Raw genomic sequence first — 19,841 nt, forward strand, 5'->3', positions numbered from 1 at the left:
CGCGACGACCTGGCCAAGATCACCGTGCCGACGCTGGTGATCCACGGCGACTCCGACCTCATCGTGCCCTTCGAGGTCAGCGGTAAGCGCTCGGCCGAGGCGATCGCGAACAGCACGCTCGTGCTGATCGAGGGCAGCCCGCACGGCCTGAACGCCTCGCACGCCAGGGAGTTCAACAAGGCGCTGCTCGACTTCCTCGCGGACTAGGCCGGCCACCCGACTCCCGGCGCGGCGACCAGCGTCGGCAGCACCTGGTCGACCGCGCGCCGCCAGAACTCCGCGCACGCGGCACGCTCGGTCGCGTGCCTGGCCTCGCCGACGCGCCTGCCCGCCTCGACCCGGTAGACGCGCCAGCCGTCCAATCGTTCCTCGATGGTCAGCACGTCGACGGACCGACCGCCGGTCAGGTTGTAGCTGTCGATCGGAAAACCGTTGTCCCGCAACAGGATCGCCAACTCCTCGCGACCGGCAGGCGCGTGCCGCCACGGGCGCAGCCGCCAGTAGTACAGCAGCTGCCCGTAGGCCGTCGCCGCGAAGCTGCTGGCGACCTTGTCGGCGGTCGCGCTGGCGAACACCGCCATGCTGGACGCACCCGCCGCCCCGATGATCGCCGCGCAGGCGTCTCCCTCGCGGTCGTACCTGCCGACCACCGTGCTCGCGCCGCGCTCGAAGTACCGCAGCTCCCATCGGCCGTCGGGCAGCTCGTGCAGGCTGGTCACGTCGTCCGTGAACACCGGCGAGACGGTGCGCGGGCCATAGGTGTGCGACTGGATGCCGACGGGCCGGGCTCCCCCGCGCCGGTCCCAGACGGCCAGCACCTCAGGGATGGTGAGGTCGTCGCCCGCCGTTTCCGGCTCTGCGGCACGGGGTTCGACGGGCGTCGGCCGGACGGCGAGCATCGCCGGGAGTTCGTCGTCGACCAGGCGCCGCCAGAACTCCCGGCACGCCTCGGCCTCGTCGCGACACGACACCTCGCCGTCGCGGCGGCCGTCCCGAACCCGGAAGACCCACCACCCGCTCGGCCGCTCCTCCAGGCACAGCCTGCCCTCGAACGCTCCGCCGTACAGGCCGTAGGCGTCGCCGGGAACCCCGAGCCTGGCGAGCGCGGCCAGCAGTTCGTCGCGGCTGGACGGCGAACTCCGCCACGGCATGTGCCGCCACCGCGCCAGCAGCGACTCGAACGCGGCCGGGTCCTCCCGATCCGGCGCGCCGACGCGGCCCGGCGCCAACAGTCTCGCCAGCAACGCGGCACACGCCTCGGACTCCGTGGTGAACGCCGCCGAGCTGGTCTCCCGACCGCCGTTCCGGCTGCGCAACACCCACCCGTACCCGGCAAGCTCCGTCAGTTCCCAACCGGCGTCCACACCGCCCGGCGGCAGGCCATAGCTCGGCGACCAGACGTGAAAGCCGTCCGCGACGCCGCGCGCGGCGAGCAACCCGAGCGCGTCGGGCAGGGTGAGGTGACCGGTCACGGTCGGCGAGCGTACGTCAGCGTCGACACGACGTCGCGTTGTCGGCCGGCCCGTCTCGGCGGGTGTCACGCGCTGTGCCGGAGAGACTTGTTTCGGTTAACACTGAAACTATTGGCCATACCGACCTCTAGGCTGACCGAGGTCGACGGCAATCGCGACACCTAATGCATCACCGAACGCTTGACACATTAGGTCGTGATCGACTAGAACTAATGCATCAGCTCGTCAAGGAGGCATGTGAAAATGCAGGTCACGTCGATCCCCCGCACGGTCCACCGCCACGTCGAGGTCGACGGCGTTCGGGTCTTCTACCGCGAGTCGGTCCCGGACCGCGCGGACGCCCCGGTTCTCCTGCTGCTGCACGGGTTCCCGTCCGCCTCGCACCAGTTCCGCAGGCTGATCGACGCGCTCGGCTCGCGGTACCGACTGATCGCCCCGGACTACCCCGGGTTCGGCAACACCGAGGCCCCCGCCGACTTCACCTACAGCTTCGACAGCCTCGCCGACATCACCGAGGGCTTCGTCGAGCGCCTCGGCCTGACCAGGTTCGTGATGTACGTCTTCGACTTCGGGGCCCCGGTCGGCTTCCGGATCGCCGGCCGCCACCCGGAGTGGATCGCCGGCCTGGTTGTGCAGAACGGCAACGCCTACGAGGAGGGCCTGTCGGACGGCGCGCGGCACTTCATCTCGCTGCGCCCCGAGACGCCCGGCGACGAGGACATCGTCCGCGGCCTGTTCACGCTGGAGGGCACCAGGGGGCAGTACGAGGGCGGCACCGCCGACCCCGAGGCCGTCTCCCCCGAGAGCTGGCTGCTCGACCAGCACTTCCTCGACCTGCCCGGCCGCAAGGAGGCTCAGCTCGCGCTCGCGTTCGACTACCACAGCAACGTGGCGGAGTACCCGCAGTGGCAGGCGTGGCTGCGCGAGCACACCCCGCCCGCGCTGATCGTCTGGGGCCGCAACGACATGTTCTTCCCCGAGCCCGGCGCGCACGCCTACCTGCGCGACCTGCCCGAGGCCGAGCTGCACGTGCTGGACACCGGTCACTTCGCCCTCGAGGAGCGGCTGCCCGAGATCGCGCCGCTGATCGCCGACCTCCTCGACCGCGTCTGGAGCTGAGGCGGCACAACGGCACCGCAGCGGCTCCCGCCGGTAGCGTGACGCCCATGCCCGGCGACGCGACGACCTGGTGGGAGCTGCTGCGGGCCTTGGACGACCCTGATCACCTCGAGTTCCCGAGGGGCTACGACCACGGCGAGGCCAGGGCGCGCTTCGACCTGCTCGCGGAGTCGCTGGACGCGGCGTTCGGCTGCCGCTGCTCGGTGGACCGTTGGGTGCAGGACGCCAGCCACCACGGCGACATCACGGTGCCGGCCGACCGACCGGGCGGTGGACCGAGGATCTCCGTGCGGGTCAGCAACTTCGGCGGCCTCGCGGTCTACTCGCCGGAGAACGTCGGCTGCCACTCCGACGCCGACAAGCTCGGCGCGCTGTCCGCCGAGGACCGGCGCCGGGTGGAGGGCGCGCTGAGCGATCTCGGCTACGTGACCGTGCCCGAGGACCTGCTGCACGAGCGCTACGACGGCCGCGCCGACCTGACCCTGGCCCGCCCGGGGACGTGGTTCGTCAGGTTCTTCGACTACATCTGACCGCGCGCGGTTGGCGGCCACCGCCGATCGGCTGGCGGACCGGCTGAGCCCGGTCGCGCGCGGAAACGCCGTCACACCAGGCAGAACTCGTTGCCCTCCGGGTCCGCCAGCACGAGGTGGTCGGGCTGGCCGGCCAATCCCTCCTCGCTGACAACCCTCGCTCCGATCGCGGTCAGCCGTTCGGCGGCGGCCAGCACGCGCGGCCACCGGTCCTCCCACGGCGTCTGCCGACCGCCGCCGACCTTGAGATCCAGGTGCAGCCGGTTCTTCACCACCTTGGACTCGGGCACCTTGAGGAACGACAGGGTGGGCCCGACGCCGGCCGGGTCGGCCAGGTACGCGGCGTCGTCCCACTCGTCCTCCGGCACGTCGAACTCCGCGAACCAGTCCGGCCAGCTGGCGAACCCGGCCGGTGGCGGCGGCTCGACGTAGCCGAGCGCAACGGCCCAGAACTTCGCCAACTCCTTGGGGCGCGCGCAGTCGACCGTCAGGCCCCAGGTGGTCGTCATCGGTTCCTTTCCGTTCGGTTCGTGGGCACCGTCAACAGTCGTGCCACGTCGTCGGCCTCGGGGGAACCCGCCGCCGCGAACAGGTCGCGGGCCTCGCGCCACGCCTCGGCCGCCCGCTGAGGTTCGGCGGCCGAGGCGTGGCCGAGGATCACCAGGGTGCGAGCCGCGCCGAGTCGGTGGCCGGTTCCGCGATGGATCCGCAGCGCGCGTTCGGCCTCCTCGGCGGCGCGCTCGCGGTCCTCCCGCAGGTGGATGCCGGCCAGGATGGTGCGGGCCTGCCCCTCGTGCAGCAGGTGCCCGGATTCCGCGGTCATCGCCAGCAGTCGCCGGAGCCCGTCCAGCGCCGCCGCCTCCTCGCCCCGTGCCGCGTCAGCGGCGGCGAGGCCGAGCATCGCGTCCATCCTTGCCACCAGGAAGCCCACCCGCGTCGCCAGGTCGAGCGCCCCGCCGAAGTGCCCTGCCGCCTCCTCCGGCCGGTCGGCCCGCAGGCACACCGAGCCGAGGGCGTGCAGCGCAAGGCTCTCGAAGCCCGGCTCCTCGATCTCGCGGGCCAGGTCGAGGCCGCGCCGGGCCCGGTCGCGCGCCTGCTCGCGCCGCCCGAGGTCCAGTTCGGCGAGGGCCACGTGCGGAAGCAGCCACGCGCCCCGCAGCCGGTCGCCGCTGCGGTCGAACGCCGCCTCGGCCGCCGCGAAGTCCGCCATGGCGAGGTCGAGCGCGCCGAGCTGGTGGCGGACCATCCCGAGGTTGGCCAGCGAGACGCCGAGCTGCCTGCCCCGCCCCAACTCGCGGAAGACCCGCAGCACGTCAAGGCAGCAGGACAGCGCTCGGTCCAGGTCGCCGAGGTCCCGGTAGATCACCCCGAGGCTGTTCAGGATGAACCCCGCGCCCTGGGACCAGCCCACCGTCTCGTTGAGCGTCGCCGCGCGCTGGTAGTAGCCGGCGGCGGTGCGCAGGTCCCCTGCCCCGGAGTAGCTCTGGCCAAGGGACAGCATGGCGGCCACCTCGGCCGCGCCCCAGCCCGCCCGCCGCGCGTCGACGGCGGCCTGCTCGAACTGCGCCCGCGCGTCGGACTCCCGGTCCAGCCGCACGCGCAGCGCGCCCGCGGACAGCCGCATCGCCGCGCTGGCGGCGGCATCGCCGGCCTCGGTGGCCGCGGCCATGCCCAGCTCGACCGTCCTGGCCCACTCGACAGTCCCCGGCCGGATGCGGAAGTAGCCGTGCAGGACGTCGGCAAGGCGCCAGGCCAGCTCCCCCGGCCCGTGCCGCGCCGCGTGCCCGATCACGGCGACCATGCCCGGCAGCTCGGTGTCGAGCCACCGCCTGGCCGCCGCGGCGTCGACGAACGCGGCGACCACGCCCCTGGCGGGTGGCGCCGGCAGCCGCAGCGTGTTCGGGTAGAGCTGGTCGGCCGCCTCGGCGCAGCGGCGCAGGTACCAGTCGGACAGCCGAGCCAGCGCCTGGCCGCGGGACTCCGGCGACTCCTCCTCCCCGGCCAGTTCGGCGGCGTACTCGCGGAGCAGGTCGTGGCTGGTGAACCGGTCGCCAGGGTGCCGGTCCACCAGCCTGGCCGCGACCAACACGTCCAGCAGGCGGCGCACCTTCGTCGCGTCGAGGTCGGCGAGCGCCGCGGCCGCCTCAACGCCGACATCGTGGCCTGGGCACACGCCGAGCAGCCGGAAGAGCCTGCGGGACTCCGGTTTGAGCACCGCGTAGGACAGCTCGAACGACGCCCGGACGCCGGACCGCTCGTCGCCGTCGATCCGCAGCAGCGCCATCCGGTCGCTCTCCCTGAGCCGGTCCCGCTGGTCGGCGAGGCTGAGCTCGGGCTCGCTGGCGATCGTCGCGCCGAACACCCGCAGCGCCAACGGAAGGCACGCGCACAGCTCGGCGATGTCGCGCGCGGCCTCGGGTTCCGCCTCGACCCGGTGCGGCCCGACGATCCCGCCGAGCAGCCGGACGGCGTCCGCAGGGTCGAGGACGTCGAGGCCGACCTGCCGCGCGCCGTCAAGGGCGGTCAGGCCGATGAGGCGTTCCCGACTAGTGACCAGGGCCATGCTGCCCGGGGTGGCCGGCAGCAGCGGGCGCACCTGCTCAGCGTCGCTGGCGTTGTCCAGCAGCACCAGGACGCGCCGGCCGGCCACCAGGCTGCGGAACTGGGCCGAGGCTTCCTCCGCCTCGGCCGGGATCCGTTCCTGCGGCACGCCGAGGCCGCGCAGGAACCTGGCCAGCGCGTCGACGGGCCGCAGCGGCCGGGATGGTGAGTGCCCGTGCAGGTCGACGAACAGCTGGCCGTCGGGAAACCTCGCACTGGCCCGATGACCCCAGTGCACCGCGAGCGCCGTCTTGCCGACGCCGCCGGACCCGGACAGCGCGGCGACCACTGCGGCGGGCTGGTTGTCCTGCGCGGCCAACAGGTCCAGCGCGCGCAGGTGTTCCAGCCTGCCGGTGAAGTCGGGCACGCCGCGCGGCAGCTCCGCCGGCACGGTCTCGGGTTCCCGGCTCGGCCGCTCGACGGCGGGCCGGACCGGCGGCGCGGCGGCGGGCGCGTCCAGGGCTGGTTCGGCGCGCAGGATCGCCAGGTAGCGCTCGGTCAGCCTCGGCCCGGGATCCACCCCCTGCTCGGCGGCGAGCAGCGTCTTCGTGCGGGCGTACAGGTCGAGCGCGTCGACCTGCCGGCCGTCGCGGTAGAGGGCGAGCATGAGCAGCGCGACCAGCCGTTCCCTGGTGGGATGGGTCTCGCTGAACAGGAGCAGGTCGGGCACGAGGTCGACGCCGCGCCCCAGCGAGAGCTCCAGCTCCGCCAGCTGTTCGAGCGCGGCGACGCGCTGCTCGTCGAGGTGGGTCCGCGCGGCGTCGGCAAAGGGCGCGAGGATGTCCGCGAGCGCCTGCCCCCGCCACAGCCCCATCGCCTCGCGCAGCAGCGCGACCGCCGCCTCGGGCCGCCCGCCGGCCTCGGCTTGCTCGGCGCGGTGCACCCGGCCGGTGAAGGCGGTCAGGTCGAGGTCGTCCTCGGCGACGCGCAGCAGGTAGCCGCTCGGGGTGCTCTCGATCAGGTCGCCGGTCCCCGACTCGCGCAGGCCGCGCCGCAGTCCGGACACCGCGGCGTGGATCTGGGTCCGCGCGGTGGCCGGTTCCGCGCCGGCCCACATCGCCTCGATCAGCGCGTTGATCCGCACGCCTCGGGTGGCGTGCAACAACAAATACGCCAGGACCGCGCGACGCTGCGGCCTGGTCACGGCGATCGGCCGCCCGTCGTGGGACACGTCGAGCGGACCGAGAATCGCGAACCGGATCGGTGGCCTCCCCCCTCAGGCATGCAAATTGTAGGTCGAGATCAGCCGAGGTTGACCCAGCTGGAGTAACACCAGCACCCGGCCGCGCCGTGCCCTTCGGTGAACGCCGCGTAGCTGACGCGTAGCCCGCGCGTAGCCCGGACCGGTCACGCTTCGACCCGTGCGGCGGTCGGTCGGCCGCCGCATGGCCAGGACAGGGCCCATGGCCAGGACAGGGAGGACCGGCCGCATGCTGCGACCGAAGATCAAGCAAGCGCACAACCCGATGCGCCTGAGCCCCACGTTGATCTACCTCGGCGGGGCGCGGCGGGACGGCGGCGCCGAGCTGACCGACGACGACGAGGGCACCCTGTGGCGGCTGATCCAGCTGATGGACGGCTCCCGCACCGAGGACGCGGTGGTCGCCGAGCTGACCTGGGAGCGCCCGCACCTCGACCCGGATCGCGTCCGGGAGGCGATCGGCGCGCTGATCGAGTCCGGGTTCGTCGAGGACGCCGGCGCGCCGGCGCCCGCCAACCTCAGCGAGGCCGAGCTCGACAGGTACGCCGGGGCGGCGGACTACTTCTCCTGGGTGGACATCACGCCGAGGGCGTCCCGCTACGACCTCCAGTCGCGGCTGAAGTCCAAGCACGTCACCGTCTGCGGCATGGGCGGGGCAGGCTCCGCGGCCGCAGCGGCGCTGGTCGCGGCCGGGGTCGGCGCGCTGCACTGCGTCGACTTCGACCGGATCGAGCCGTCGAGCCTGACCCGCCAGCTGCTGTTCACCGAGGACGACATCGGCGCGTCCAAGGTCGAGGCCGTCGTGGCGAGGCTGAGCCGGATGAACTCCAACGTGCGGGTCACCGGCGAGGAGCTCGAACTCACCTCGTCGGCCGACCTGGAGCGCCTGATGCGGGACACGGACGTCCTCGTGCTGTGCGCCGACCAGCCGCACGGGGTGATCAACACCTGGGCGAGCGCCGCGTCGCTGGCGACGGGAACGCCGTGGCAGGCCGGCCTGTACGCGGGTCCGACGCTGATGAGCGGCCTGTTCGTGCCGGGTGTCGACGGCTGCTTCGACTGCCTGCCGACCCAGGCGCGGCACTTCGAGCGGCGGCAAGGCTCCCCGCAGATCGAGACGGCGTATCCGGGGCAGGGGCACGCGGTGCTCGCGCCGACCGCCAACCTCACCGGGCACGTGGCCGCGCTCCAGGTCGTCAACCACCTGGTCGGGCTGACGCCGACGGCGGTGGGGCGGATGTTCCACCTGAGCCTCACCGACCTGTCGTTCAGCTACTTCGTCGAACCGAGGCTCGACGCGGACTGCGCGGTGTGCGGGCGTCGCGCGGTGAACCAGGCGGCGGCCGGGCACGCGTGACGAGCCCGCCGACCTCGATTCAGGAACGTCCGAGATTCACGAGCGCCCGAGCGGCGGTGCGGTCGGGGTGTCCGCTCGGCTCCCGCCCTCGGCCAGCGCCGCGACCACCGCCTGCCCGAGCGCCAGGCCGCCGTCGTTGGGCGGCACCAGATGATGGGTCAGCACGGTGAGGCCTCGCTGTTCGAGCCGGTCCCGGCAGGCCCCGGCGAGCAGGACGTTCTGGAACACGCCCCCGGTCAGCCCGACCGACCGGATGCCTGTGTCGCGAGCGATCCGACCGACGCAGTCGGCCACCGCGTCGGCGATCGCCAGATGGAAACGGTACGCGGCGACACCGGGATCCTCGCCCGCCCGCAGGCCGGCGACCAACCCGCGGATCACCGGGCGATGGTCGAGCACGCCGTCGCGCACCGCGAAGCGGAGCGGCTCGACGCCGTCCGGTTCGATGGATTGTGCCTGCTGTGCCCGGATTTCCAGTTCGATCGCCGCCTGCGCCTCGTAGCCGATCCGTTGGCGCACACCGAGCAGCGCGGCCACGGCGTCGAACAGGCGGCCCATGCTGGTGCACGACACCGTGCCGACCCCGGACGCCAGCAGGGACCGCACGCCGGCGAATTCGGCGCGGCCGCACGCGGCGACCGGCGGCAGGTCCTCGGCCAAGGGCACCCCGGCCGCGTCGAGGTACGCGAGCGCCATGCGGCACGGGTTGCGGACGGCCGCGTCGCCGCCAGGCAGGCTGACGGGCAGCAGGTGACCGGCCCGCCGGTAGCGCGCGGTGTCGTTGCCCAGCACCAGGATCTCGCCGCCCCAGACGGCGGCGTCGGCACCGAACCCGGTGCCGTCGAAGGCGACGCCGATCACCGGTTCGCCGATCCGACCGTGCTCGGCGAGCAGCGACACCACGTGCGCGTGGTGGTGCTGCACGAACCGAAGCGCCGGCTCGCCCGGCTCGCCCGCGTGCCGTTCCGCCCACGCCCTGGTCAGGTACGCGGGATGCGCGTCCGCCGCCAGCACCTCGGGCCGGAGCCGGTGCAGCGTGGTCAGCTGGTCGACCGCGCGCTCGAACGCCCTGGTCGTCTCGGCGTTGCCCATGTCCCCGATGTGCGCGGAGCAGAACGCGTTGCGGCCGTCGACCAGGCAGCAGGTGTTCTTCAGCTCCCCGCCGACCGCGAGCGTCGGCGGCAGCTCGCGCCCGAGGGCGACCGGCAGCGGCGCGTAGCCCCGTGAGCGGCGGATCGGCAGTTCCGCGCCGTCGACCACGCGCACCACGCTGTCGTCGCAGGGCACGTGGATCGGGCGGTCGTGGGTGAGGACCGCGTCGGCCAGGCGGGGCAGCCGCGCCGCCGCGTCCAGGTCGTCGAAGCACAGCGGCTCGTCGCTGAGGTTCGCACTCGTCATGACGAGCAGCTCGGGTGGGACCGCGGTCGAGCCAGGCACCGGCGCGAACAGCAGGTGGTGCACCGGTGTGTAGGGCAGCAGCACGCCGAGCAGCGGGTTGCCTGGCGCGACCGCCTCGGCGACCGGTGCGCCGAAACGGCGCCGCAGCAACACGATGGGCCGCGCGGGACACGTCAGCACGTGTTCCTCGGCCGCGTCGATCCTGGCGAGCCCGCGCGCGACGGCGAGGTCGCGCGCGAGCAGCGCGAACGGCTTCTGGTCGCGGGCCTTGCGTTCGCGCAGCCGCGCGATCGCCGCGTCACTGTCCGCGCGGCAGGCGAGGTGGTAGCCGCCGATGCCCTTGACCGCCACGATCCTGCCGTCCAGCAGCGCGCGTTGCGCCGCCGCGATCGCCGCGTCCGCGCCGTCGACCCGTGCGCCGCCCTCGGTGAACCACAGCACCGGGCCGCAGTCTGGACAGGCGACGGGTTGCGCGTGGAAGCGGCGGTCGGCCGGGTCCTCGTACTCGCCGGCGCAGGCGGCACACATCGGGAAGTCCGTCATGGTGGTGGCCGGCCGGTCGTAGGGCAGGTCGCGGATGATGGTGAAGCGTGGCCCGCAGTCGGTGCAGGTGATGAACGGGTGCCGGTAGCGGCGGTCGGCCGGGTCGGCCAGCTCGGCGAGGCAGTTGCCGCAGGTCGCCACGTCCGGGGGCACCAGGGTCCGCGCGCCGGATCCACCTGTGCTGGCGACGATCGCGAAGCCCGTCTCGTCCGCGGTCGGCAGGTCCGTGGCGACGACCGCCGCGATGGCGGACAGCGGCGGGGCCTCGGCGGTGAGCCTGCGCTCAAACGCGGCCACCGCGTCCCCGCTCCCCTGCACCTCGACGAACACGGCGAGCGCGTCGTTGCCGACGAAGCCGGTCAGGGCGAGTTCGGTGGCCAGCCGGTGCACGAACGGGCGGAATCCCACGCCCTGCACCACACCGGTGACCGTGCAGCGCAGTCGGCGGCGCGCATCCCGGTCCGTCGCGCGGAACAGCGAGTGTTCGCCCGGGTCTGCCAACCGTTCACTCACACCAGGCTGCCCGCTCTCGCGCGCAGCCAGGCGTACCAGTCCTCGGCGCCGTCGCCCCTGGTCGCCGAGAGCTGGAGCAGCTCGGCCTCCTGGTTCACTTGGCCGAGGTACGCGCGAAACGCGTCGACGTCGAAGTCGAGGTACGGCAGCAGGTCGATCTTGTTGAGCAGCACCAGGTCCGCGGCGCGGAACATGTGCGGGTACTTCAGCGGTTTGTCCGCGCCCTCGGTGACCGACATGATCACCACCCGCAGCGCCTCGCCGAGGTCGAACAGCGCCGGGCACACGAGGTTGCCGACGTTCTCGACGAACACGGTCGAGCTGGCCGGCGGGTCGAGCGCGCGCAGGGCCCTGTCCAGCATGGCCGCGTCCAGGTGGCAGCCGGCGCCGGTGTTGACCTGCACGACCCGGCAGCCGGTCGCGCGGATCCGCTCGGCGTCGAACACGGTCTCCTGGTCGCCCTCGATCACCGACACGGGCGACTCGCCGCCCAGCGCGCGGATCGTGCGCTCCAGCAGGGTCGTCTTGCCCGAGCCGGGCGAACTCATCAGGTTCACCGCGAGGATGTCCAGGTCGCCGAGCCAGGTTCGGTTGCGGGCGGCGATGGAGTCGTTGTGCGCCAGGACGCGCTGCTCCAGCAGCACCGTGCGGTCGGCGTCGGCGCGGTCGCGTCCCGCACCGGGATCGTGCTCGTGGTGCTCTCCGCTCGGGTCGTGCAGCTGGGCCTCGCCGTGTTCGTGGTTGTGGTTGTGCTCGTGGTCTCGCGACGGGTCGATCACCCGCGCTCCGCCGTCGTCGGAGCACCCACAGGTGGCGCACATGCCGAAGTCACCTCCACCGACTTGATCCGCAGGTCCCGCCCGGCCAGCACCAGGACGTCGGCGCTGCCGCAGTCCGGGCACAGCAGGATCGGGTCGGCCACCTCGAACTCCGTTGCGCAGCAACGACACCGCCCGAGCCCCGGCGGCTCGTCGATGTCCAGCCGCGCGCCGGCCAGCGTGGTCTCCTCGGCGACGATCTCGAAGCAGAACCGCACCGAGTCGGCCACCACGCCCGACAGCGCGCCGATCTCGATCCGCACGGCGCTGATCCGCCTGTCCCCCATGCGCTCCACGATGGCGTCGACGATCGACTGAGTGATGGACAGCTCGTGCATGCCGCCCCGCCTCAGCAGATCCTGGGCAGCGGGTCGCCAACGAGCAGGTCGCAGATCCGCGTGCCGCCGAACACGGTGTTGAGCAACACCAGTCCCGGCGGGTCCTCCTTGATCCGGCCGATCACCGCGGCCTGCTCGCCGAGCGGGTGCCGGCGCAGCGCGGCGAGCGCGGTGTCGGCCTCGGCGCCGTCCACGATGACCACGATGCGCCCCTCGCAGGCGACGTAGAGCGGGTCGATGCCGAGCAGCTCCGAGGCGCCGCGCACCTCGGTGCCGACCGGCACGGCGTCCTCGTCCACCACCACGGCGACGTCGGCGGCCCTGGCCACCTCGTTGAGGATCGTGGCAACGCCGCCGCGCGTGGCGTCCCGCATCGCGCGCACGCCGGAGGTGCTCGCCAGCAGCTCGGCGACCAGCCCATGCACCGGCGCGGTGTCGGAGACCAGGTCCGCCTCGATGTCCAGCTCTCCCCTGGCGAGCAGCACGGTGACGCCGTGCTCGCCGATGGGGCCGGACACCAGCACCGCGTCGCCGGGCCGCGCGGTCGCGACACCCAGCGTGCCCGGGTACTCGATCAGCCCGACGCCCGCGGTGTTGATGTAGCAGCCGTCGGCCTTGCCGCGCTGCACCACCTTGGTGTCGCCGGTGACCACGGAGACGCCTGCGGCCTCGGCCGCCGCGCGCATCGAGTCCACGATCCTGGTCAGGTCCGCGACGGGAAAGCCCTCCTCCAGGATGAACCCGGCGGTCAGGAACCGAGGGGTAGCGCCGGACACCGCGAGATCGTTGACGGTCCCGTTGATCGCGAGGTCGCCGATGTTCCCGCCGGGGAAGAACAGCGGGGACACCACGAACGAGTCGGTAGTCAGCGCCAGCCGGGTGCCGTTCATGGTCAGCTCGGCCGCGTCCTCCAACGGTTCGAGCAGCGGGTTGCGGAACGCCTCAAGGAAGATCGCCTCGATCAGGGTCTGGGTGGCCTTGCCGCCCGACCCGTGCGCGAGGGTGATCCGTTCCTCCTTGACCTTCGCCCTGCGGCGCCGGGCCCGCTCGATCCGGTCGAGCACCTGCTGCTCCCGCTCGGACGGCGTGCCCGGCGCCGACCTGGCCGGGACGTCCTGGTGGGTGGTCATGTCGTGCTCGCCTCCCTGACTCGGGTGCGGGTGAACCGGCCGAAGTTGTAGTAGGCCGCGCAGGCGCCCTCCGGCGACACCATGCAGGTGCCGATCGGGGTCTCCGGCGTGCAGGCGGTGCCGAACACCTTGCACTCCCACGGTTTGAGCACGCCCTTGAGCACCTCGCCGCACTGGCACGCCTTCGGGTCGGCCACCCGCACGCCCGGCACGTCGTAGGCCAGCTCGGCGTCGAACCTGGCGTACTTGGCGCGGACCTGCAACGCCGAGTGGGAGATGAACCCGAGGCCGCGCCACTCGAAGTAGGGGCGCAGCTCCATCACCTCGCCGATGGCGCGCAGTGCGGTGAGGTTGCCCTCCCACGGCACCACCCTGGAGTACTGGTTCTCCACGTCCGAGCGGCCCTCGGACAGTTGCCGCATCAGCAGGTAGATCGACTGGAGGATGTCCAGCGGCTCGAAGCCGGCGACCACGATCGGCTTGTGGTACTCCTCGGCGATGAACTCATACGGGCGGCAGCCGATGACCGTGGACACGTGCCCCGGCCCGATGAAGCCGTCCAGCCGCAGGTCCGGCGAGTCGAGGATCGCCTTGATCGCGGGGATGATCGTGATGTGGTTGCAGAAGATCGAGAAGTTCTCGATGCCCTCCTGCGCGGCCCGCAGCATGGTCATGGCGGTGGATGGAGCGGTGGTCTCGAATCCGATCGCCATGAACACGACCTGCTGGTCCGGGTTCTGGCGGGCGATCTTGAGGGAGTCGAGCGGCGAGTAGACCATCCGGATGTTGGTGCCCTCGGCGTTGGAGTCGAAGAAGTTCCCCGCGCTGCCCGGCACTCGCATCATGTCACCGAAGGAGGTCATCAGCACCCCGGGCTGACGGGCGATGTGGATCGCGTCGTCGATGCGCCCCATCGGGATCACGCACACCGGGCACCCGGGCCCGTGCACGAGGCTGACGGCCTCGGGCAGGTAGTCCTCGAGGCCGTGCTTGTAGATGGTGTGGGTGTGACCGCCGCAGACCTCCATGAACTTGTACTGGCGGCCCGGTTCGCACAGGCCGGCGATCTTGGCGGACAACGCCTTCGCCTTGTCCGCGTCCCGGAACTCGTCGACGAAACGCATGCCGCTCAACTCCTATACGATCTGGGAATCCCGAAGGGCCGTGATCTCGTCGTCGTAGGCCTTGCCGATGCCTTCGAGGAAGTCCATCGCCGCCTTCGCCTCGTCCTCGTCGATCTTGGACAGCGCGAAGCCGACGTGGATGAGCACCCAGTCACCGGGCCTGAGGTTCTCCTCGGTGAGCAACCCAATGTTGATCGCGCGCTTCACGCCGCTCACGTCGACCCTTGCCAGGTCGGGTCGATCGGTCAGGATCTCGATCACTTCCCCTGGAATCCCAAGGCACATGTCACCACCTGTTCCCTATGCCGGAGTGTCTCTCGATGACGGAGTGTGTCTCTATGACGGGGTGCGTCTCGCTCGGCGGCCCGTGCTCGTCGAGCAGGTCGAGGACGGCACGCACCGCCACGTCGACCGCCCGTTCGACCACGGGGCTCAGGCTCATCCGGTGTTCGAGCGCGGCGGGCTCGCAGCCGACCAGCAGGACCTGGCCGGGTTCGCCGCCGAGCATCGCGACGAGGTTCAGCACCACGTCCGGCTGCATGCCGTGCGCGTCAAGGAACCTCGCCGCGGCGGCGGTCTCCTCTCCGGCTGGCGGATTTGCCTGCGCCGGGGTGTCCAGCTCGACCACGTAGACGGTGCCCGGCGGCTCGTCGCGCGAGGTCGCGTCCGCCAGGATGGTCAGGTCGTACTCGCCGCCGACCAGGTCGTAGGCCAGGTGCAGGCCACGGATGCCGTAGTCGGCCACCCGCACCCAGTCCGGCATGTCCACTTCGGACAGTCGCCGGGCGACCTCGACGCCGAATCCGTCGTCGCCGAGGAAGATGTTGCCGACGCCCGCGACGAGCACCGTGGGCCTCACAACGGCTCGACCTCGTCGGCGCCGAAGTAGCGATACCGCCCGTGCGCGAGGTTGAGGTCGGCGCCGGGGTCGTCCTCCAGGGTGACCGCGAGGTGCCACACGTCATCGACGTCGAGCAGCACCGCCTGCACGACCGCGGTGCGCCCGGCCAGGAACATGTCGTGCGCGTCGGCCCGCTTGGCCGGCCGCAGCCGCACCCTGGAGCCCCTGGCGACCGACACGCCGGCGATCAGCACGCTGTCGGTCGACGGGGACATCGACGCGTCCGCTCCGGGATCCCACCAGGGGACGTCCGGGCGCGCGGTCACGTCGGCCCGCTCCTGCCCTCGGTCCGGCCGGCCGGTCATGGCGCGCAGATAGCGCACCGTGCCGTGCAGCCGGTCGAGCACCTCGGGCGGCAGGTTCTCGACTCGGTCGATCAGGTCGGCAGCGCGCTCGTCCGTGGCGCGCGCCGCGCGCTTCTCCTCGTCGGTGAGCGTCATGGTGCGCAGGGTCAGGATCTCGTCGATCTCGGTGCCGTCGAAGAGATTTCCCGCGCTCTGCTCGGCGATCCTTGGGTGGTCGTAGAGGATGATCGGGGAGCACAGCACGGTGTCGCGTTGGTTCTCCTCGCCGACCAGCACCGGCCAGGTCCGCTCGTTGACGCATTCCCCGGTCGCGACGCTGGCCCACTCCGGGGGATCGACCAGGGAGAGGAATTCGCCGCCCGGCACGGACAGCAGGGTGTGCGCGGCGATCAGCGCGTGCCGTAACGCGTCGGCCCTGGTCGCGCCGCGGTGCGCCGGCCACGGCGAGGTGTTCTCCACCCGCACGGTCAGCTTCAGCCCGCCGAACGGCCCCGACAGCGCCGCCGCCCGCAGCCGCAGCGCGCCGCGCAACGGTTCGCGCCGCCGCACCAGCCGCGCGGAGTCCGTGCCGGGTATGGGTTCCACGTCCGTGCCGCCGGCCACCTCGAACGGCACGCGGCCGTCGCCGCCGACCAGGTCGGCGAACCGCAGCACCGCGTCGACCTCGCGCTCGACGGCCTCGTCCCAGGTGATGTGCTCGCGGCCGTCGATGGTGACCAAGGGCACCGGCCGGTGCCCGTCGCCGTCGACGCCCTCGACGATCCTGGCCTGTAGCTGGAGAAACCGCAGCCGGACGTGCAGGCTGGCGCCGTCGCGGGGCTCGACCAGCAGCTCGCTGCGCGACCACGCGTGCTCGCCGGTGCCGCCGTCGGCGAACGCGGGCGGCATCAGCACGCCCCACTGCCAGCGCACCGCGTTCTTCGCCGCCGACGCGCGGTACGGGTAGAGCAGGTAGCCCTCGTAGAGGACCGCGTCGGCGACGGCGCGGGCCCGGTCCATCGCGGCGGTCATCGATCCACCCGCTCCGCCGCGTCGCCGAGCGCGAGCAGGGTGAGCTCCCACAGCGCGTGGTAGAGGGTGGTCTGCGCCTCCTGGATCCGGTGCACCGACGGCGACGGCACGACGAACAGGTAGTCGATGCTGTCCAGTTCTGCCATCCTGCCGCCGTCGTAGCCCGCGATGCCGACGGTGAACAGGCCGCGCCGCGCGGCCTCGTCGAAGGCGCGCAGCAGGTTCGCCGAGTTGCCGCTGGTGGACAGCCCGACCGCGATGTCGCCGGCCCGGCCGAACGCGGCGATCTGCCTGGCGAACACGACCTCGAAGCCGATGTCGTTGCACAGCGCGGTGATCACCGCTATGTCGTTGGTCAACCCGAACGCCGGCAGCGGCCCGCCGCCGCCCGCCGGGCTGAGGAAGAGGCTGGCCAGGTCCTGGGCGTCGGTCGCGCTGCCGCCGTTGCCGAAGGCCAGCAGCCGGCCGCGCGCGGCGAACCGCTCGGCCATCGCGGCCGCGCACTCCAGCAGCCTCGGCCCCTCCCGGTCCAGCACCCTGGTGCGCAGCTCGATGATCTCCATCGCCTTGTCCACGGTGGAACTGCGCACCTGCTCGATCACGGAGTCCACATTGGACTCCTGCGCGTACAGAAACGGGTACAACGACTGCACGTCGACGGCCGGCGCGGACGACCCGTCGCCCGGTTTCACGACGCGCCGCCCGCCACGACGGCAATGGCCTCGCTGGCGTGCACCAGGATCGTGTCGCCGACCCCGGCCGCGACCAGCGCGACGCTCACCTCCTCCTCGCCGCGCTCGGTGCGCACCACCGCGAGTTCGTTGTCCAGCAGGCGAAGCACGGTCACCCGCGTCGCCGCGTCCGAGCAGGTGACGCAGACCTCGTCATGGCATTCGGGCGTGCTCATGTGACCATCCCCGGATCGAGTGCCCCAGGCTGTTCGAAGAAGACGTGCACCAGTTCCCACAGCACGTGATACATCGTCACGTGGACCTCCTTGACCACGCGGGGATCCGTCGACCTGGCCACGAGCACGTGGTCGGCGGCCCGGTCCGCCGCGATCTGGCCGCCGTCGCCGCCGACCAGCGCGACGGTGAGCAGCCCGAGGTCGCGCGCCTGCCGGAGTCCACGCAGGACGTTGCGGCACTGGCCGTCCGTGGACAGTCCGAGCGCGATGTCGGCGGGCTCGCCGAGGAACTGGATCTGGTGCGCGAACGCCTCGGCGAGCCCGACCCGGTTCGCGACGCCGGTGAGCGTGGCGACGTCGGAGGTCAGCGAGATGGCCGGCAGCGCGCGCTTGCCGACGATCACCGGGTGCACGAACTCGACCGCGACGTGCTGGGCGTCCGTGCTCGGTCCGCCGTTGCCGAACACGACGAGCTTCCCGCCCCGGTGGAATCGGCGGGCCATCGCGTGACAGGTCAGCGCGACATCCTCGGCGTGCTCGGCGAGATCGGTCAACGGTGCGGTGCGGCGGTGCGACAGTTCGCCGACGACATCGACACCGCCGGGACGCGACGTCCTTGTCACGATCCATGCCTTCCGTGCTGGTACTTCGGTCCGTTCGCTAGGCCATGTGTTCACTGAGCGATCCGTTGGCCGAGCCGGCGGATCCGTTGCGGCGGCGGACCCTGCCCGGCGCGGCGAAGCCCGCGGGCAGTTCCGGGCCGAGGATCCCCGCCGCGTGCCACACCGGGTCCTGGGCGGGCTCAACGCGATGAGTGGTTCCCTCGGGCTGCCACGCGTGCGGATCGGCGGTCAGCCCGAGCAGGTAGGTGACCGTGCAGCAGAGCGAGTGCGCCAGCTCGGGCAGCAGTCCGAGGTCGAGGCCCCGCCCGTTCTCCATGGCGCTCAGCGCCCGGTTGGTGGTCAGGTTGCCCCGCTGCTGGAGCCGCGCGACCACCTCGCGCTGGGTCAGGCCCAGTGCCAGTCGGCGTTCGCGCAGTCGCTGGGCGCAGACCCAGTGCCGTTCGCGAGACGGGTTCGGCTTCGGTGTGCTCATCGGACACCTCTGTCCCGAGAATCGACACAAGTGTTCGCGCGTTTTCGCGGTCAGTCAATCAGGGATTCGGTTGACGCTCCTCGGATGCGAGTGGATCAGCCGCGAGCGGGTCCGGCATCTCGGCCAGCGGATGCACCTCGTAACGGGCGAAGTTGTAGACCGGGGACATGGCGAGCAAATGTTCCAGCTCCTCGTTCGAGCCGACCTCGTAGATCCACGCGCCGCCGTGCTGGCCGACCAGGTGATAGCGCGCGATCACGATCCCGCGCTGTTCGAGCGGGTTGGCGTAGCGGGGCATTCTGGCGACCGCCGCCGCCATCTCGCTGGACAGCAGCGACAGTTCCATGCGCCACAGCACGAGGAATTTCACCCGGCGTCTCCCGAAAGGTCGACTTCGGCCTGGATCCCGACCGAATCGGCGAGCTTGAGCGCGCCGAACATGGCGGAGTACGGCTTGATGCCGTAGTCCGACTGAACCACCTCGCCGGTGGCCAGGTAGCGGCCGTCCCCCGATCCGGTGACCTTCAGCCGGAGGCCGAGGCCCCGGCCGAGCAGGGTGAACGTGCCGTCGACGGTCCCGCCCGACGCGCCGTCCGCGGCGACCGCGGTCGAGGCGTACGTCGCCGTCGGCGTCCGGTCCGAGTCAAGGATCTTCCGCGCCTGCTGGAGAATCTCCCGTTTGTCCCGCTCGGACAACGGCTTGGCCCCGCCGGTGGCCGCGATGATGCGAAGCGCACCGGTCTCGACGGTGACCAGCAGCGTGCTGTCGGCCGGGTTCTCCGCCACCGTGATCTCCCCTGACCAGCGATCCACCTCGATGGTGAGGTCGTGGCCCAGGACCGAGGCGAGTCCGGCACGTCTGGTGTGCAGGACGAGCCTGCCGTTGTCCGGTCCGATCCGGTACGTTCGCGCCTCTGTCGCCATGTTTGGCACCGTAGGACGCGCCGCGCACGGCCGTAAAGCACTGTGTCGATATCGCGGATTCGGTGCCGGCGCGGCGGATCCGGTCAGGACAGCGGGTGGTCGCCGAACCGCTCCTGGATGCGCCGCAGGTCGCGCAGCCTCGGCTCGGTCTCGCCGCCGACCCACCGGCTGACGGTCTTCACCGAGACGCCGAGCTGCCGCGCGGCGGCCTCGTGCGTGAGCCCCGCCTTCCGCAGCACCTCGGACATCCACGCCGCGAACGTGGCGGGCGGGGGCGACTGCGGCGGCTCCGCGGTCGCTGGCGCCGGTCTTACCCCGCTGAGCTGCGCCAGCGTCGGCTCGCCCGGCAGCCCGGAGTGCGAGTGCAGCACGTCCACCTCGACGTGCTCGGGAAAGATCCGGAAGGAGATCTGGATCGTCCCCGTCGGGCCGGCCGCGTCGAGCAGGGCACGGAAGACCGTCTGGCGCACCTGTTGGTTGTCCTCGTCGGTCAGCGGCGAGTCCGAAAGGCAGTGGCGGACGAAATCTCGGATTTCCGGAATCGACGAAGGACG

22 protein-coding genes are annotated in these 19,841 nt (G+C 72.0%); 4 read left to right on the forward strand and 18 right to left on the reverse strand.

Annotation, left to right across the window (positions count from 1 at the left end; all coding sequences use genetic code 11):
- The first annotated feature begins 24 nt into the window (after positions 1 to 24).
- Entirely contained in the window at positions 25 to 207 is a 183-nt protein-coding gene (locus tag F0L68_RS44525; RefSeq protein WP_276313843.1) for an alpha/beta fold hydrolase, read from the forward strand.
- On the opposite strand, the gene F0L68_RS10125 is transcribed toward F0L68_RS44525, so the two are convergent.
- Complete coding sequence (locus tag F0L68_RS10125) at positions 204 to 1,472, reverse strand: hypothetical protein (protein ID WP_149849245.1); 1,269 nt, start codon at positions 1,470 to 1,472, stop codon at positions 204 to 206. The genes F0L68_RS44525 and F0L68_RS10125 overlap by 4 nt on opposite strands.
- 243 nt (positions 1,473 to 1,715) lie before the next feature.
- Between F0L68_RS10125 and F0L68_RS10130 the strand changes: the two genes are divergently transcribed.
- A complete protein-coding gene (locus F0L68_RS10130; protein WP_149849246.1) occupies positions 1,716 to 2,591 on the forward strand; it encodes an alpha/beta fold hydrolase in 876 nt (291 codons plus the stop codon).
- A 47-nt stretch (positions 2,592 to 2,638) separates the two neighbouring features.
- Entirely contained in the window at positions 2,639 to 3,121 is a 483-nt protein-coding gene (locus tag F0L68_RS10135) for a hypothetical protein (protein WP_149849247.1), read from the forward strand.
- A 71-nt stretch (positions 3,122 to 3,192) separates the two neighbouring features.
- On the opposite strand, the gene F0L68_RS10140 is transcribed toward F0L68_RS10135, so the two are convergent.
- Positions 3,193 to 3,630 (reverse strand): VOC family protein, encoded by a 438-nt coding sequence (locus tag F0L68_RS10140; protein WP_149849248.1) that lies wholly within the window; start codon positions 3,628 to 3,630, stop codon positions 3,193 to 3,195.
- Entirely contained in the window at positions 3,627 to 6,893 is a 3,267-nt protein-coding gene (locus tag F0L68_RS10145) for an AfsR/SARP family transcriptional regulator (protein ID WP_149849249.1), read from the reverse strand. The genes F0L68_RS10140 and F0L68_RS10145 overlap by 4 nt, the downstream gene beginning before the upstream one ends.
- Positions 6,894 to 7,152: 259 nt before the next feature.
- Between F0L68_RS10145 and F0L68_RS10150 the strand changes: the two genes are divergently transcribed.
- Positions 7,153 to 8,280, forward strand: a complete 1,128-nt coding sequence (locus F0L68_RS10150) for a HesA/MoeB/ThiF family protein (RefSeq protein WP_188316493.1) — start codon at positions 7,153 to 7,155, stop codon at positions 8,278 to 8,280.
- A 36-nt stretch (positions 8,281 to 8,316) separates the two neighbouring features.
- Here F0L68_RS10150 and hypF read toward each other — a convergent pair whose 3' ends face one another.
- From hypF to F0L68_RS43440, 15 genes are all read right to left on the reverse strand, one after another.
- Positions 8,317 to 10,734 carry a carbamoyltransferase HypF gene (hypF, locus tag F0L68_RS10155; RefSeq protein WP_223198654.1) on the reverse strand — a complete coding sequence of 806 codons (2,418 nt, stop codon included), beginning with the start codon at positions 10,732 to 10,734 and terminating at the stop codon, positions 8,317 to 8,319.
- Positions 10,731 to 11,555: a hydrogenase nickel incorporation protein HypB gene (gene hypB, locus F0L68_RS10160; protein ID WP_149849251.1), complete on the reverse strand. Its 825-nt coding sequence runs from the start codon at positions 11,553 to 11,555 to the stop codon at positions 10,731 to 10,733. The genes hypF and hypB overlap by 4 nt, the downstream gene beginning before the upstream one ends.
- Entirely contained in the window at positions 11,510 to 11,890 is a 381-nt protein-coding gene (gene hypA, locus F0L68_RS10165) for a hydrogenase maturation nickel metallochaperone HypA (RefSeq protein WP_149849252.1), read from the reverse strand. Before hypA ends, hypB begins: the two co-directional genes overlap by 46 nt.
- 11 nt (positions 11,891 to 11,901) lie before the next feature.
- Positions 11,902 to 13,020 (reverse strand): hydrogenase expression/formation protein HypE, encoded by a 1,119-nt coding sequence (gene hypE, locus F0L68_RS10170; protein ID WP_149849253.1) that lies wholly within the window; start codon positions 13,018 to 13,020, stop codon positions 11,902 to 11,904.
- Positions 13,017 to 14,144 (reverse strand): hydrogenase formation protein HypD, encoded by a 1,128-nt coding sequence (gene hypD / locus F0L68_RS10175; RefSeq protein ID WP_149849285.1) that lies wholly within the window; start codon positions 14,142 to 14,144, stop codon positions 13,017 to 13,019. Before hypD ends, hypE begins: the two co-directional genes overlap by 4 nt.
- Positions 14,145 to 14,156: 12 nt before the next feature.
- Positions 14,157 to 14,429 carry a HypC/HybG/HupF family hydrogenase formation chaperone gene (locus F0L68_RS10180; protein ID WP_149849254.1) on the reverse strand — a complete coding sequence of 91 codons (273 nt, stop codon included), beginning with the start codon at positions 14,427 to 14,429 and terminating at the stop codon, positions 14,157 to 14,159.
- Position 14,430: 1 nt separating this feature from the next.
- On the reverse strand, positions 14,431 to 15,003 hold the full coding sequence (locus F0L68_RS10185) for a hydrogenase maturation protease (RefSeq protein WP_149849255.1): 573 nt from the start codon (positions 15,001 to 15,003) through the stop codon (positions 14,431 to 14,433).
- Positions 15,000 to 16,361 carry a hypothetical protein gene (locus F0L68_RS10190; RefSeq protein ID WP_149849256.1) on the reverse strand — a complete coding sequence of 454 codons (1,362 nt, stop codon included), beginning with the start codon at positions 16,359 to 16,361 and terminating at the stop codon, positions 15,000 to 15,002. The genes F0L68_RS10185 and F0L68_RS10190 overlap by 4 nt, the downstream gene beginning before the upstream one ends.
- A complete protein-coding gene (locus F0L68_RS10195) occupies positions 16,358 to 17,053 on the reverse strand; it encodes a D-sedoheptulose-7-phosphate isomerase (protein WP_149849257.1) in 696 nt (231 codons plus the stop codon). Before F0L68_RS10195 ends, F0L68_RS10190 begins: the two co-directional genes overlap by 4 nt.
- Positions 17,050 to 17,268 (reverse strand): hydrogenase assembly protein HupF, encoded by a 219-nt coding sequence (locus F0L68_RS10200; protein ID WP_149849258.1) that lies wholly within the window; start codon positions 17,266 to 17,268, stop codon positions 17,050 to 17,052. Before F0L68_RS10200 ends, F0L68_RS10195 begins: the two co-directional genes overlap by 4 nt.
- On the reverse strand, positions 17,265 to 17,891 hold the full coding sequence (locus tag F0L68_RS10205) for a D-sedoheptulose-7-phosphate isomerase (protein ID WP_149849259.1): 627 nt from the start codon (positions 17,889 to 17,891) through the stop codon (positions 17,265 to 17,267). Before F0L68_RS10205 ends, F0L68_RS10200 begins: the two co-directional genes overlap by 4 nt.
- A 37-nt stretch (positions 17,892 to 17,928) precedes the next feature.
- Positions 17,929 to 18,363 (reverse strand): helix-turn-helix domain-containing protein, encoded by a 435-nt coding sequence (locus F0L68_RS10210; protein WP_149849260.1) that lies wholly within the window; start codon positions 18,361 to 18,363, stop codon positions 17,929 to 17,931.
- A gap of 58 nt (positions 18,364 to 18,421) precedes the next feature.
- A complete protein-coding gene (locus F0L68_RS10215; RefSeq protein WP_149849261.1) occupies positions 18,422 to 18,733 on the reverse strand; it encodes a muconolactone Delta-isomerase family protein in 312 nt (103 codons plus the stop codon).
- Positions 18,730 to 19,287 (reverse strand): YceI family protein, encoded by a 558-nt coding sequence (locus tag F0L68_RS10220; RefSeq protein WP_149849262.1) that lies wholly within the window; start codon positions 19,285 to 19,287, stop codon positions 18,730 to 18,732. The genes F0L68_RS10215 and F0L68_RS10220 overlap by 4 nt, the downstream gene beginning before the upstream one ends.
- A gap of 83 nt (positions 19,288 to 19,370) precedes the next feature.
- The gene (locus F0L68_RS43440; protein WP_223198655.1) at positions 19,371 to 19,757 is read right to left on the reverse strand and encodes a helix-turn-helix domain-containing protein; all 387 of its coding nucleotides are present in this window, start codon (positions 19,755 to 19,757) and stop codon (positions 19,371 to 19,373) included.
- Positions 19,758 to 19,841: the final 84 nt, after the last annotated feature.

The sequence above is a fragment of the Solihabitans fulvus genome (assembly GCF_008386585.1).
GTDB classification, from domain to species: Bacteria; Actinomycetota; Actinomycetes; order Mycobacteriales; family Pseudonocardiaceae; genus Solihabitans; species Solihabitans fulvus.